Genomic DNA, 13491 nt, shown 5'->3' on the forward strand with positions numbered 1-13491 from the left:
AGAAATGGTTGAAAGTTCGTCTGCCTGCATGCTGCTTGTCGTCTCACGCGGTGAGCGCAAGAATGAATTCGCCAGCTTTTCTGATTGCATCCTTTCCCTCGGGCAGCGTCGAATGCCATAATGGAAAATTGTGGATCATGTGCGGCCATACCTCTAGCCTTACCGCCACACCAGCCATGGCCGCGATTTTGGTGAAAGTGAGCGACTCGCTTAGCATTTCTTCTGCTTCGCCTACCATGATATACAATGGCGGAAGCCCCCGGACGTCAGCATAAATGGGTGATGCCAGCGGCAGCCTGGGATCGGCACCATTCAGATATGTTGCTGCCTGGTACTGAATGGCCGCAAGATTGACAATGGGGTCGATACCTTCGCGCGTTTTGTATGTCTCACCGCTTTGCCCTAGATCAATCCAGGGCGAAATGGGTATGCCCCCTGCCGGCATGGGTACTTTTCTGTCCCTCGCAAAAAGCATTAAATTGATCGTCGCGTTACCTCCGGCCGAATCGCCGCAAACGACTATTTTTTTAGGATCATACCCTTGGCCCAATAACCATAAATATCCATCAAAAATATCTTCCAGTGGTTTCGGGAAAGGGTATTCGGGCGCAAGCCGGTAGTCGACAGCAAAAGTTTTCGTTTTTCCCGCCCTGCCCAATTCGCTGATCTCTCCCCGGTGCGTCGCCGGGCTGCCAAATATAAATGCGCCGCCATGAATGTAATACAGCACATGATCCTGCCGGGCCTGCGGTGACACAGTCCATTCACCTTGAATGTCGCCGATGGAGATCGTCTCATAGCGTATATCATCGGCCACGGGCAATGTCGCATACATTTCATTTGCCTGGACGCGCAATTCATCAATGGTCGCATCAAAATTCAGGTATGTTTTGAAATAATCCCGTGCTATCAAAAGCTCTTGATACATAGTTGTTTCATTTAAGGTTAAAATCAGGAAGTCCATTGGCGTGTTGGAGAAGCCGCCTGCCATTCACTTCCGGGTTGCGGCATCCGCGGCACCTCCGAGTGGTTCGTGCGACAGCTTAACTGGAATCAAAATTAGAAGCCGTTCATTCGGTGAGCGAGGAATTGGATCACTAAAAACGTGTGATTGCGGTCACAGATTAATAGTGACCGAATCCCTTGAACGGCCATCCAATCGTCAGGAAATTTGCAGCCAATCATCAATAATCAGCGGCAACACATGCAAACTCCCACCGTATTTCTGGCGGCAAATGCCATAGCTTCGATTCAATGGTTGATGCTGATCGTGTTTCCGCGCTGGCAGGTGACGCAATTTCTGGTTCGGTATGCGGTGGTGCCTGTGTTACTGTCGGCTACCTACGTAGTGTATATCGCATCATTTTTCAGCGTTCCGGATGTCGGCTTCGGGTCGATTGAACAGGTCAGGAACCTGTTCAACAATGATCAGCTACTGATCGCGGGCTGGGTCCACTACCTGGCATTCGACCTGCTCGTCGGATTCTGGATCCTTCGCTCTTCACAAAAAAAACATGTTTCGCATTGGCTGACGGTGCCCTGTCTAATCGGCACTTTCATGTTCGGTCCGTGCGGCTTCCTGCTATTTCTCATTACACAACAATTCACCAAAACGAATGCAGACAACCCTTCTAACCCGGATCAAGAATAGTAACCAGTCCTTGTACTATTGCGCCGTTGCTCATTTGATCCTGGCGGTCATTTGGTTCGGGCTTGCCATGGTCGATACTCGCGAATTATTAGGCGTTAATATCTGGATCAAACCGATCAAATTCGCGCTATCTATCAGCATTTACTGCCTTACCTGGCCATTGCTTCTGGATTTATTGCCTTTCGATAGAATCAAAGAGCGCTTTGCCTCGTACACCGTCTTCACCATGTGTTTCGAAATGTTTGCAGTTGCTTCTCAGGCTGCCCGCGGCGAATTGTCACACTACAACATGACCGGTACTTACAATTCATTGCTTTTTGCATTGATGGGTCTCATCGTGTTTTCGCAAACGCTGTTTTCCATCTACATCGGAATACTGTTTTTCCGGATACGGCCTGTCCAAATCAGCCCGGCAATGCTCTGGGCGGTCCGATTGGGAATCTTAATGACCGCTCTTTTTGCCCTCGAAGGCGGGTTAATGTCTTACCGAATGGCGCATACGGTGGGCGGGCCTGACGGCGGACCGGGAATTTCAATGCTGAATTGGAGTCGCATTCATGGTGATTTGCGGGTCGCCCATTTCGTTGGATTGCATGCGTTACAGCTGCTTCCGCTGAGTGTCACACTGTTCCGCATTAAAAAGGCTATGCCTTCCATTAGCATAGCCCTGTTGTACTTTCTTTTCACCTCGTTCCTGTTCATCAACGCGCTACTTGGCCACCCCACATTTTGAAAGAAGTCCTATTTCTTTTTGAAATAGTCTGCAGTACCATTGATCCAGTCCTCACGACGTGGCGCGAAAAAGTCAAGATCAATTGTACCCTCTTCCAAACTGGTAAAACTGTGCGGAAGGTTTGGAGGAATTATTACCGCTTGTCCTGCTTTGATAATCATAGTAGTGTCTCCAATGAGCGCTCGCACACTCCCTTTCAGGATAAATGAATACTGCTCGTTTACGTGTTTGTGGACTGGAACCGACGCGTCCTTCTTCATGACAAAATAGCCAAATGTGCCCTTCGACCCAGACTCCGACCGGAGCGTAATCCCGTCGGAAATAGCTTTTGCTTCCATGGAATTGATGTCTAAAATTCTGACCGGCTGTGATTGGGCAAATGTAGCTGCAGTAGACGCAAAAACTACACAAACGATTGATAGCCAATTCTTTTTCATAGCATTATCAGTGATTTACGAAAAAAATTAATTGAGCATTATATCAAAAATTTACGATCTCGTCCAACTCGATCACATGCACACCCTTGGCCAGGACTTTTGGTGCCTTAGCCATCTTTTTCGATAAAACCAGGGTCGGTAACGGACGATATTTTTTAAAAAAGCCTATTCCATTTAAAATGCCAAGTAGTCCGGTCGTGAACCGCTCAACCGGCCGGTCGGTATTGGCCCTTAGCAAGTGACCCGGCCGGAAGATAATGTATTGGTCGAAGGTGAGACTGGCGATCTGCTCTTCAAGCTCCCCTTTTATTTTCAGATAAAGCACACTGCTATCCGACGACGCGCCGTATGAAGATAGCAGCACGGCCCTGGGCACCCCGTTACGTTTCGCGATATGGGCGAACGTCAACGGGATCTCGTAATCGATCCTCCACTGCTGCTCCTTGGAGCCTGCGGCCCGCAGGGTCGTACCCATACAAGAGAACCATACATCTCCCTGGATGTAAGCAGCTACCTCGTCAAGCTTGTTGAAATCGACAACGTATTCGGTTAGTTTGGGATGAACAATCCCCGCCGAGCGGCGAACAAAAATGACGATCCTGGTGTATTCCGGGTCTTGCAAAAGAATATTTACAAGATCCCTGCCAGTAGCACCGGTCGCTCCAATTATTAACGCTTTCATATTTGATCTATGGTTACTGATAAGCGAATCGGAATTTTAGGATTAGGGAGCTCGCTGTATGCTGACGACAAAGATGAAATGTATTGGTTGACCAAAATGTGCATCAAATCACTATTTGCGTGTGATTCAAATCACACTTGTGAAATTAAAATTAAAACGGGAGCGCAACTTGTTCGTTATCAATGCTTCGACGGAATTTGCCGCCGTTGGGCCAGATGGATCCTGCTTAACGTTTCACGGCTGATACCCAGGTATTCGGCAATGTATTTTTTGGGAATGCGCTTGATGATGTCCGGAAACATCGCGCCAAATTCCTCGTATCTTTCTTTGGGGTTTCTGCAAAGCAACGATATAATACGATGCTGTTGGGCGGCATAACCATTGCTGACTTTCATGCGGAAAAAGTGTTCCATTTTGTGCAGGTCGGAAGCGAGTTTTTCCCTCGAAGAAAGCGTAAGGCTGAGGACTTCGGCTTCTTCCATACAGAGCACATTCATGGTAGATTCGGTTTGATGGAAAAAAGCATGATAATCCGAAAGCCACGAGTTTTCCAGGGCGAATTGGACAATGTGCTCCCTGCCGCCTTCGTCGATGTAAAACGCACGGAATGCCCCATAGGCGATCCAGTATTCGCATGGAACCTTATCGCCCGCCTGGATTAGAAATTGATGCTTGCGTACCCGCTTTTTGGTAAAAAAAGTACGGATGTAGTCGAACTCTCCATCACTGACTGGGATGATTTCTTCGATGTGTTTTCTTAGCTTTTCCATGACGATCATCATCGGTACGCGACAGCGAGGTTAAATAGTAAATTTCACCATAAATGAAAAAAATGATACCAGGTTTTATACCGCTGACCATCAACACATTATATTAATTCCAAGCGCTCTCTAATACGATATTTCGCCATTTTATGACGACGTTTTGAAATGCGAAAAATTGTCGCGAATAATTGTAAAAATGCCCGGCAAAAGATTGTAATTTAGAGTGAGCCTCTCATTTTTTTTCTGAATATCAATTCATACTGAGGCACTTATTCTATGGCATTAAAGACTTACACAGCGATAGGGCTCCTGCTGGCCTGCCTTCGTTTCTCGGCCGCTCAGCCGACGAACGAACATGTCGGCACCGCCCAGTACCCACATACGATGTTAGGTTCCTACCTAAGCAAATTAGCCCATACAAACGCAGATACGGCCAAAGCGAACCTGCTGCTCAGGATAGGGAATATCTACCATTCCAATGAAGCAAAGTCATCACAAGACAGCGCCATCCGGACGGGTCGGGCAGCGGCATCATTGAGCAGGTCGCTGAACTATGTTGGCGGCTATAATAATGCCATTTACCTGGTGTGTAAAGCACATCTGGCAAAAAACGATTTCAATGCAGCGAAGCAAATGCTGAAAGAGGTAAATGGAGAAATGTCGATTTGCCTGCTGTTAACCCTCAGCGAATACTTTGTTAATAATAAGGATGCCAAACGCGAAGAGCTGCTGAAAGCATATCCTTTTCTGGAAGAGGCCCAAAAACTGAGCCTGGAATTACATTCAACGCGCTGGTTAAATGAAATCTATATTGCAAAAGGGAAATACTATTTTCGTTTGGGAAATATCGATCGCGGTAAAAGTTATTTTCTCCGTGTAATCCAATACCACAAAAATAACGGGGACAAACGCGGTGAAGCTCGCTGGTGGCAAGACCTTGCACGTTACCAGCCGGAAGTTAACGAAAGCACTTACCAAACGCAGATTTACAGCTATGGTAAAGCACGGGCGCTTTATCAGCAACTCGGCGATGCCGACGAAGTTGCAGATTGTTTGCACGAAGAAGGTAAAGCACACCTGTACAACGGCCGGCCCGATCTGGCGGAAGATTTGCTTTTGCAGGAATGCAAATTGATACAATCTGCCGGGCTGACGCGCAAACTCTCGCGTTGTTACCAGAAAATGTCCGATTTGTACAGGTCTCAAAACAATTTCGACAGGGCATTGCAGTATGCATTTCTTGCATTGGGAAACCTCAAATCCGCGAAGGATAGCAGCCAGTTAAACCTCATTTACTGGACCATCGGCGATATTTATCACAGCCTGGGCGATCACCCGGCCAGTATCCGATACTATAACCTGGTGCTGTCCAGCAGCCCGTTGCATGTCGTCAAGACATATTCGTTACTGAAAAACCTCGTCGATGCCCAGATCAAAATCGGCCATGCACCCGAAGGATTACGGCTGCTAAAAACTTTCCTGAAAAATAATGCCCGCCCCGAAACGGCGCTCAACAGACAGCTGATCGCATTTATGTTCGGCAACTGTTACGCGGCCCTCAAAGATTTTAGAACTGCCGAAAAGTACTACTTGCAGGTGATACAGCTCAACAACGACGTGGAGCAATCCGAGAAATTCTGGTGGCGGAATGTCAACTCGATTTCGGGCGCGGAAGCTTTTTTAACGATGGGGCGCTTTTATACCCAGGTTGGTAAATACGATTCCGCCGGACGGTATTTAAAAACGGCGTTGACCTCCCGCAAAATAACACCTGCAGTTGAAAGGGACACCCGCCACCTGCTTTTTAAAGTTGATTCCGCCGCAGGCAATTACATGGTTGCGATCAGGAACTACCAGCGTTTTAAGATGCTGGGAGATTCCATTGAAAACAGTACAAAAAACAAGGAAGTATCGATACTGAAAGCCAACTTCAAAGCGGCTCAAAAGGAAAAAGACATCCGGATATTGACCAAAGAAGCGATCCTGAACAAAGAAAAGCTCGAACTGGCGGCCCGCGCCGAGAAATTTCTGTACGCCGGTTTTGCCGTATTGATTTGTTTGCTGGGCCTCTCATTAAACAGCTACCGGATGAAACAAAACAAAAACCGGCAGTTGGAAGAGCAGCAAAAAACGATCAGTATCAAGAATGCTTCGCTCATGCAGCTGGTGGGAGAAAAAGAATGGCTGCTCCGGGAGGTCCATCATCGGGTTAAAAATAACTTGCAGATCGTGATCAGCTTACTCAATTCGCAGTCTGCCTACCTGAGAGAGGAAGTGGCTGTGAATGCGATCGTCGAGAGCCGTCACCGGATACAGGCCATGTCGATGCTGCACCAGCGGATCTATCAGTCAGAAGACATGACAAGCATCGGCATGAGCAGCTACATTCACGAGCTGATATCTTACCTGGACAGCAGTTTCAATACCGGGCGGCGCGTGATTTTTGATGTGGCTGTTGAAAAAATAGAACTGGACTTGTCCCACGCAGTTCCGCTCGGCCTTATACTGAACGAGGCCATCACAAACTCGCTCAAATATGCTTTTCCGAATGGGCGCGAGGGAAAAGTAAGCGTTTCATTTGCCGTGTCGGACGAAGAGCACATCTTGCTGCGCATCAGCGACGACGGTATTGGACTTCCGGCCGGCCTGAACCTGGATGCCATAGAGACTTTCGGACTCAAACTAGTCAAAGGATTGGCCGAAGATCTCGATGGAACATTGACAGTACAGAGTGGCCCTGGAACGAGTTTGGAAATCCTCTTCCCATTTCGTTCAACGAAAGCCTCACCGACGTACAGCTACTTGAACGTCAACATGTAATGCATTTCAATTCACAACAAACCGCCAGGTTATCCCCAACTTTTTCATTTTCGATACCAGCGTAGGCGCGGGCATGTTCAGCAGTTCGGCGGCCCCGCCCTTCCCGGAGACTTTCCCGTTACTTTTCGCCAGCATTGCCATGATCAGGTGCTTTTCACTTTCGGCTGCGGATTGCGCCTTCGGGTTGCCGGCTACTAGTTCGGGGAACGTCATTTCGTCAGCGGGCAGGTCCACCGTAGATATGACGCCCGAACGGGCGAGGATGATCTGGCGCTCCATCACGTTTTCCAGCTCGCGGATATTACCTGGCCAGGAATATTTGATCAACTGGGCGACGGCCTGGGGTTCCATGCGCTTCGGCAATGTCCCGGTCTGACGTGCGTTTTTCTGCAAAAAGTGGTCGATCAGTGCTGGAATATCCTCAGTACGCTCCCGCAGCGGGGGGAGTGTGATGGAAAAAACGTTGATGCGGTAGTACAGGTCGATCCGGAACCTGCCCGCAGCTACTTCTTTGTAAAGGTTACGATTGGTGGCAGTGACAATCCGGATATCCAGTTTGATGGTCGTGCGGCCACCAATGCGTTCGAGTTCTTTTTCCTGAATCACCCGCAACAGTTTCGTCTGCGTTTCGATTGGCATCTCCCCTATTTCGTCCAGGAATATCGTTCCGCCCTGCGCTTGTTCAAACTTGCCTATCCTTCTTTCGACGGCCCCTGAAAACGCGCCTTTCTCGTGCCCGAACAGCTCCGACTCGATCAGGCTGGGTGGTATGGCGGCGCAATTAAGTTTGATTAACGATTTGTTCCTGCGCCGGGAAAGCCGGTGGATGGCCCTGGCTACACCCTCTTTCCCTACCCCGGTTTCACCTAAAATAAGCACCGTCGTGTCCATAGGCGCCACTTGGGACACCAGGTCCAGCGCCTGCAGCAATTTCGGGCTGCTTCCTACAATATCGCCGAATTCCTGGGTGGATTCTCTTCGATTTTTATCAACGACTATGTTGTTGTTGGCAATGTTCGCTTCCTGGAAGCCGTGTTCGACTGCGTATTGATGCCTGAAGGTGGCGATGTCCAATGCAATGAGAATATCCTGCCGGCGGAAGGGTTTTATCAAAAAACCATCCGGCCGGGTTGTCTTCGCAGCTTCGAATGTAAGCGGGTCGGAGTTGGCGGAAATGTAGATGAATGGGATGTTGGCGGCCGACAAAAACGGGGCTAAATCAATACCCGTCTGGGGTCCTTTCAAAAATATGTCCAGCAACACGATGTCGGGCTTTCCTTTGAGAAGAAAGTCATGCGCGGACTGAACCGATTTGACGATCGCGCACACGGAATGGCCGGCACTTTCAAGGATCAGTTGCAGGTCGTTGGCCTCGATAAACTGATCTTCGACGATTAATACTTTTAAGCCCATAAAGCGGGGTTTCTGCGAGATTATGATTTAAAAATACAAAAACAGCGTGACTTTCGTTGCTAAATTCGTAGATTAATATCATGGTTCAAAAGATGGAACTCACCGAAATTTATCCCGAAATCATCGGCCACTCCCCTGCCATTAAAAACGTTCGCATGCTTCTGTCGCAGGTTGCCAGCACCCACAGCAACGTGCTGCTGCTCGGCGAAACCGGCACGGGAAAAGAGCTCATTGCAAAGGCCATCTACCGGACTTCTTCGCGCAGCGAACAGCCCATGGTCACCGTCAACTGCGCGGCCCTTCCCGTCGATCTGATCGGAAGCGAGCTGTTCGGCCACGAAAAAGGAAGTTTTACGGGCGCCTCGGAAAGGCGGATCGGCAAGTGGGAAATGGCCGACCGCGGGACGTTGTTCCTCGACCAGATCGGCGATATGCCGCTCGAAGTGCAGGCGAAGTTGCTGCGGGCATTGCAGGAAGGGGAAATTGAAAGAATCGGTGGGAAGGAAGTGATCAAAACTGATGTACGCGTCATCGCCGCCTCCAATCAGGATCTGGCCGGTCAGGTGCAGCTGGGCACATTTAGAAACGATCTCTTTTTCAGGCTGAATGTATTCCCGATCTCCATTCCGCCGCTCCGCGAAAGGAAGCAGGACATCAAGGACCTGGCAATGCATTTTCTACAACGGCACGCCCGGCAAATCGGCCGTAAGGTGCCGCGTATATCCGGCAAGGTTCTTAGAAAACTGTACGCCCACAGCTGGCCCGGGAACGTCCGCGAACTGGAACATCTGATGGAGCGAACGATGCTGATGACCACCGGCGCAGTGATCGATCAGTTGTTTTTGTCCAGCTATGATGAGCATTTAAACGCCATTATGATCGGGAAGCGGGTCAAAAGCATCGATGAAGTACTGCGGGACCATATTTTGCAGGTATTGACCTTATGCAATGGCAAAGTTGCCGGTGCCGGAGGTGCCGCTGAGGCATTGCAGGTACCGCCTACTACCCTGCATTCGATGATGAAAAGGCTCGGCATCCGAAAAGCGTATCCGGGAAACGATCAGCCCCATCCATCAGTGTGACCTTTGACACACTTTTAATGTGATTGAAGTCCTTGTCCGCCGGCAGGGTACCGCCGTAATTTTACTTCTAACCGGGCAGCTGCCAACCTCGCACGGTCGTCACAAGGCAACCCTATCCACATATCAAGTATGACAAACCTATCTAATTGGGACGCGACAGCGAAAGAGAACGCCAAAAAGGGATTCAGAATCCATTTACTGGTATTCGTGCTTGTCACTCCCGCCATCTGGCTTATCTGGTATTTTTCAGGCAAAGCTTACCCTTGGCCATTATGGTCAACGCCCGCTTGGGGTATCGGGCTGCTGTTTCACTACCTTGGGGTATTCGTTTTCAAAAAGCGGACAAGCTGAACCCTGGTGAAAATGACGCGGAAAGCCGGCTCGATATTGAGCCGGCTTGTTTGAATTATTAGTTTACCAATACCACCGAACGTGCGTCAGTAAACGTTAGCGAACACTTGCTTCCTTTTTAGTCAGCCAACTTTCTACCGCCCGCGAGAAATCGGCCACATCGATCGGGTGTCTGCTGGTGATGATATTTCCGTCTGTCACCACCGGCACGTCGCTTACAACCCCGCCGGCATTGGTCAGGTCTGTCTGAATATTCCAGTAACCGGTTAGTTTTCTACCTTTCAGGATGTTGGCTGATGCGAGTACCACAGGCGCGTGGCAAATCGCCGCGATCAGCTTGCCCGATTTGTTGAAATCCTGGATGTACCGGATCACATCTTTGTCGTATCGGAGGTTATCCGGGTTCCATGCGCCGCCAGGGATGAAAATGGCGTCGTATTCATCCACCTTGATCTGATCGGCAGTGCGATCCACTTTGATCCAGCCGACCGGGTTCAAATATTGAATGGCCATAATGTGGGTTTTCGCCATTTCGGGCGTGCTGAGTCCGTAGCGGGCAGGTGCCGGGTTGAACTTCGGCGCTACAATGTCGACCTGTGCGCCCAGTTGCCGGAAGTACCAGACCGGCCCAAGCAATTCGATTTCCTCGAAGCCATCAGCGGCAATTACAGCCAGTTTTTTCCCTTTCAATGCGCTCTTGTTCTTTACCGGGGTAAAGAAGAACGCTTTAAGCGCCTCGTTACCCGGTGCATTCAATAATTGCGAAACGGGCATCGAGGAAACCGATGCATGAGAAGTCAGCTGGTTCATCACTTCCAGCTCATTTGCGTTGTTTTGCTGCGCATTGGCATTCAGGGTGGCCAAAAGCATGGCCAGGCCGCCCAGAGATTGGATAGTCTTTTTCATTTAAATAAACATTTGGTTGTTAGTATTTGGATTGCATATTACTCACGCGTCAGCGGCGCAATTTCCACCAGATTGTGCAGCCCATTCTGAAAAGGTGGCTGTTTGACATTAGATTCCAGGTATTGGATCACCGGTTTGACCGGCGGAAAGTCGAGGTGGTATTTAAACGCGTCCTCATCTCGGAACTTCTCATAGGTCACAAAGTGGGTGCCGTCCCCTTCGATCTCAGAAAGCTGGTAGGTGATTACACCCGGCTCACCACGAAATTGCGGCATGGCAACATGATAAATATCCTTAAACTGTTGTTGGGTAGCCGGTTTCGTATCGACAAACAACATCACGGTAATGGGCCTATCTTCCCGTTTCGCTGCCGCGCGCCATTGTTGCTTAGTAATCGGTTCGAGATCTTTGAGTGCAAAAGTAGTCGGAGCAGCAGTCAGCGACTCGCCAAATAGTGCGCTCAGCTGGCGCGCCTGGCTCGTCTTCGAAAACTTTTCAACCTCAGCGGGCTTAGTCCAGCGTTCGATCAGCCACAATACGGACGGGTTGTCCTGCTCCTGATAAGCCTCCGCCATGATATTGCCGTCGGCGGCGATTGCGGATCGGACATTTTGTACCAGCGCATTACGAAATTGCTGCTCATGCCCTTTCTTCACCTCGAATTTCGTGAGCTTGGCCACAGCCGGCGCATCGTACGAGAAGTTAGCCTCAAGTGCAGGCTCCCGGGTTGACTGTAAGCCGGGTGCAGCCACCGTCCCCAGCAAACACAATGTGATGAAAATCAATTCGTGCATGATATAAAATTTGAAATAAATGGAAATAATTACCAGCAAGACGTCTACGCCACCACAGCTAGCTGTTCATTGATAAATTCCAGCTCCTGCCCGGACAATGTGACGTCCATCGCTTTTGCATTACTGATTGCCTGGTCTTTATTGCGGGCTCCGGCCAGCACGATGGAAATTCCTGGTTGCAGGGTGGTCCACCTTAACACAAGCTGCGATAATGTAACCCGCTTATCCACGGCAATCGCCTCTATCTCTTCCAGCAACGTTTTGACTTTTTCCAGGTCAAATTGCTGGAAATAGTTGTTCCGGTGATCGGTAGACGACAATGCATTCCCCTGAAAAAACTTGCCGGTCAACAGTCCTCTTTCGAGTGGACTGTATGCGATGATCCCGATCCCATTTTCAACGGCTGTGGGAATAACTTCCGACTCAATGCCCCTTTTGAGCATGCTGTACGGCACCTGGTTAGAGGCAAGCCGAATGCTCTTCTGAGCTTCCAGCATTTGCTGCCGGTTGTAATTGCTCACTCCCGCCGCCCGGATTTTTCCCTGATCGAGCAGCCGTTGTAATGCTTCCATCGTTTCATCAATGGGCGTCGTTGAATCCAGCCAATGCAGTTGAAGCAGGTCGATATAGTCGGTGCCCAGCCGCTTTAAGCTCTCTTCTGCTTCCTTGATCACATTCTCCTTAGATGCGAACTTGTAGACCGGGTATACAACACCATCCTGCTCAATGTCGAACATAAAATCGCCGCGGCCGTTGTTGCTCCCGTCCCATACCATGCCGAACTTGGTAAGCAACTGGATTTTGGACCTATCCTTGCTCTTGATGGTTTCGCCGATAAGCTCTTCGCTTAATCCGAATCCGTAAAAAGGTGCCGTGTCCAGTGTCGTGACCCCGTAATCCAAAGAAGCTTCAATGGCTTGTTTGGCTTCACTCTTTTCAGTACCGCCCCACATCGTCCCGCCGATTGCAAAGCTTCCGTAGGTAATCACAGATACATCGATATCTGTGTGCCCCAGTTTTCTGTATTCCATAGCAGATTGGTTAAGTAAATCGCGTGGCTGTTTTGATCTTTCCACACCACAAAACTACTGCCACATCAACCTCGCTTCGAAGGAAGCGGATCACAGAAAATTTGTGACAAAAGTCACATTATAATAATTTACCGAAGGTGGCAAAATCATTACCTGCATATGGCAGGAAAATTCCTGCTTTTCCTTGACCGGTTCTTATTCAAATTATTCGATCAATTCGAGTTCTTCAAGTTGAACTTTCCCATGAGTTCGCCTTTTCGTAAGCCTCCATTTCTTCGCAAGTTACCTTCGCGTAGAGGGGCTTGCTCACGAGTCAAACATTCCCACAGAAGCTCCTAATCTTCCTTTTCACTACAACCTGGCGACTTTTGGATACATCCGCCAATTGACATTGGCTGAACTTTGTATCAACAACAGCGAGAAAAAATATGGACTTAAAGAATAGCACTATCCTGATCACAGGAGGAACCAGCGGTATAGGTTTGGAATTGGTCAAACAACTTACCCAGCAAGGATCAACAATCATTGTTACAGGACGTAAACAAGAGGCCTTGAATGAGACCAAGAGGCGTTTCCCCCAAGTACACGTCTTTCAGAACGATGTAAGTGATCCGCGAGATATTAAGCGCCTTTATGAACAGGTGACACAACAATTCCCTGATCTGAATATGATCGTTAACAATGCGGGTGAAATGCGGTTGCTTGACGTTCAGGACACCAGCAGGGACCTGGAAAACATAACCCGTGAGATTGATATCAATCTGACGGGAACGATCCGGATGGTCCATCATTTTTTGCCGCACCTGATGAGCAGGCCTTCTGCGGCG

General features: G+C 49.1%; 14 protein-coding genes. 6 read left to right on the top strand and 8 right to left on the bottom strand.

Going from position 1 to position 13491, the window contains the following annotated elements; all coding sequences use genetic code 11:
• Positions 1 to 43 precede the first annotated feature (43 nt).
• The gene (locus AAHB90_RS28865; protein ID WP_342088764.1) at positions 44 to 928 is read right to left on the bottom strand and encodes an alpha/beta hydrolase; all 885 of its coding nucleotides are present in this window, start codon (positions 926 to 928) and stop codon (positions 44 to 46) included.
• 276 nt (positions 929 to 1204) lie between these two features.
• On the opposite strand from AAHB90_RS28865, the gene AAHB90_RS28870 reads away from it, so the two are divergent.
• Together AAHB90_RS28870 and AAHB90_RS28875 are read left to right on the top strand one after the other, a co-directional pair.
• A complete protein-coding gene (locus AAHB90_RS28870) occupies positions 1205 to 1651 on the top strand; it encodes an ABA4-like family protein (protein ID WP_342088765.1) in 447 nt (148 codons plus the stop codon).
• Positions 1617 to 2384 carry a hypothetical protein gene (locus AAHB90_RS28875; RefSeq protein WP_342088766.1) on the top strand — a complete coding sequence of 256 codons (768 nt, stop codon included), beginning with the start codon at positions 1617 to 1619 and terminating at the stop codon, positions 2382 to 2384. The genes AAHB90_RS28870 and AAHB90_RS28875 overlap by 35 nt, the downstream gene beginning before the upstream one ends.
• 8 nt (positions 2385 to 2392) lie before the next feature.
• Here AAHB90_RS28875 and AAHB90_RS28880 read toward each other — a convergent pair whose 3' ends face one another.
• The 3 genes from AAHB90_RS28880 to AAHB90_RS28890 all read right to left on the bottom strand — a co-directional run bounded on the left by AAHB90_RS28880 (position 2393) and on the right by AAHB90_RS28890 (position 4273).
• Entirely contained in the window at positions 2393 to 2722 is a 330-nt protein-coding gene (locus AAHB90_RS28880; protein ID WP_342088767.1) for a cupin domain-containing protein, read from the bottom strand.
• Positions 2723 to 2864: 142 nt separating this feature from the next.
• Positions 2865 to 3503, bottom strand: a complete 639-nt coding sequence (locus AAHB90_RS28885; protein WP_342088769.1) for an NAD(P)H-binding protein — start codon at positions 3501 to 3503, stop codon at positions 2865 to 2867.
• A gap of 179 nt (positions 3504 to 3682) precedes the next feature.
• The gene (locus AAHB90_RS28890) at positions 3683 to 4273 is read right to left on the bottom strand and encodes a Crp/Fnr family transcriptional regulator (protein WP_342088770.1); all 591 of its coding nucleotides are present in this window, start codon (positions 4271 to 4273) and stop codon (positions 3683 to 3685) included.
• Positions 4274 to 4543: 270 nt separating this feature from the next.
• Here AAHB90_RS28890 and AAHB90_RS28895 point away from each other — a divergent pair, with 270 nt between their 5' ends.
• On the top strand, positions 4544 to 7087 hold the full coding sequence (locus AAHB90_RS28895; RefSeq protein WP_342088771.1) for a tetratricopeptide repeat-containing sensor histidine kinase: 2544 nt from the start codon (positions 4544 to 4546) through the stop codon (positions 7085 to 7087).
• A gap of 6 nt (positions 7088 to 7093) precedes the next feature.
• Here AAHB90_RS28895 and AAHB90_RS28900 read toward each other — a convergent pair whose 3' ends face one another.
• Positions 7094 to 8500 (bottom strand): sigma-54-dependent transcriptional regulator, encoded by a 1407-nt coding sequence (locus AAHB90_RS28900; protein WP_342088772.1) that lies wholly within the window; start codon positions 8498 to 8500, stop codon positions 7094 to 7096.
• A 92-nt stretch (positions 8501 to 8592) separates the two neighbouring features.
• Here AAHB90_RS28900 and AAHB90_RS28905 point away from each other — a divergent pair, with 92 nt between their 5' ends.
• Together AAHB90_RS28905 and AAHB90_RS28910 are read left to right on the top strand one after the other, a co-directional pair.
• The gene (locus AAHB90_RS28905; RefSeq protein WP_342088774.1) at positions 8593 to 9582 is read left to right on the top strand and encodes a sigma-54 interaction domain-containing protein; all 990 of its coding nucleotides are present in this window, start codon (positions 8593 to 8595) and stop codon (positions 9580 to 9582) included.
• 129 nt (positions 9583 to 9711) lie between these two features.
• Complete coding sequence (locus tag AAHB90_RS28910) at positions 9712 to 9933, top strand: 2TM domain-containing protein (protein WP_446717940.1); 222 nt, start codon at positions 9712 to 9714, stop codon at positions 9931 to 9933.
• Between the two features lie 96 nt (positions 9934 to 10029).
• Here AAHB90_RS28910 and AAHB90_RS28915 read toward each other — a convergent pair whose 3' ends face one another.
• Genes AAHB90_RS28915 through AAHB90_RS28925 form a run of 3 tightly spaced genes read right to left on the bottom strand, consistent with a single transcriptional unit; the run spans position 10030 to position 12664 of the window.
• Positions 10030 to 10839: a type 1 glutamine amidotransferase domain-containing protein gene (locus AAHB90_RS28915; protein ID WP_342088776.1), complete on the bottom strand. Its 810-nt coding sequence runs from the start codon at positions 10837 to 10839 to the stop codon at positions 10030 to 10032.
• Positions 10840 to 10877: 38 nt separating this feature from the next.
• Positions 10878 to 11633 carry a putative quinol monooxygenase gene (locus tag AAHB90_RS28920; RefSeq protein ID WP_342088777.1) on the bottom strand — a complete coding sequence of 252 codons (756 nt, stop codon included), beginning with the start codon at positions 11631 to 11633 and terminating at the stop codon, positions 10878 to 10880.
• A gap of 44 nt (positions 11634 to 11677) precedes the next feature.
• Positions 11678 to 12664 (bottom strand): aldo/keto reductase, encoded by a 987-nt coding sequence (locus tag AAHB90_RS28925; protein WP_342088778.1) that lies wholly within the window; start codon positions 12662 to 12664, stop codon positions 11678 to 11680.
• A gap of 428 nt (positions 12665 to 13092) precedes the next feature.
• On the opposite strand from AAHB90_RS28925, the gene AAHB90_RS28930 reads away from it, so the two are divergent.
• Positions 13093 to 13491, top strand: a 399-nt coding sequence (locus AAHB90_RS28930) for an SDR family NAD(P)-dependent oxidoreductase (RefSeq protein WP_342088779.1), incomplete at its 3' end; no start/stop codon positions are given.

This window comes from Dyadobacter sp. OTU695 (assembly GCF_038440355.1).
GTDB lineage: Bacteria > Bacteroidota > Bacteroidia > Cytophagales > Spirosomataceae > Dyadobacter.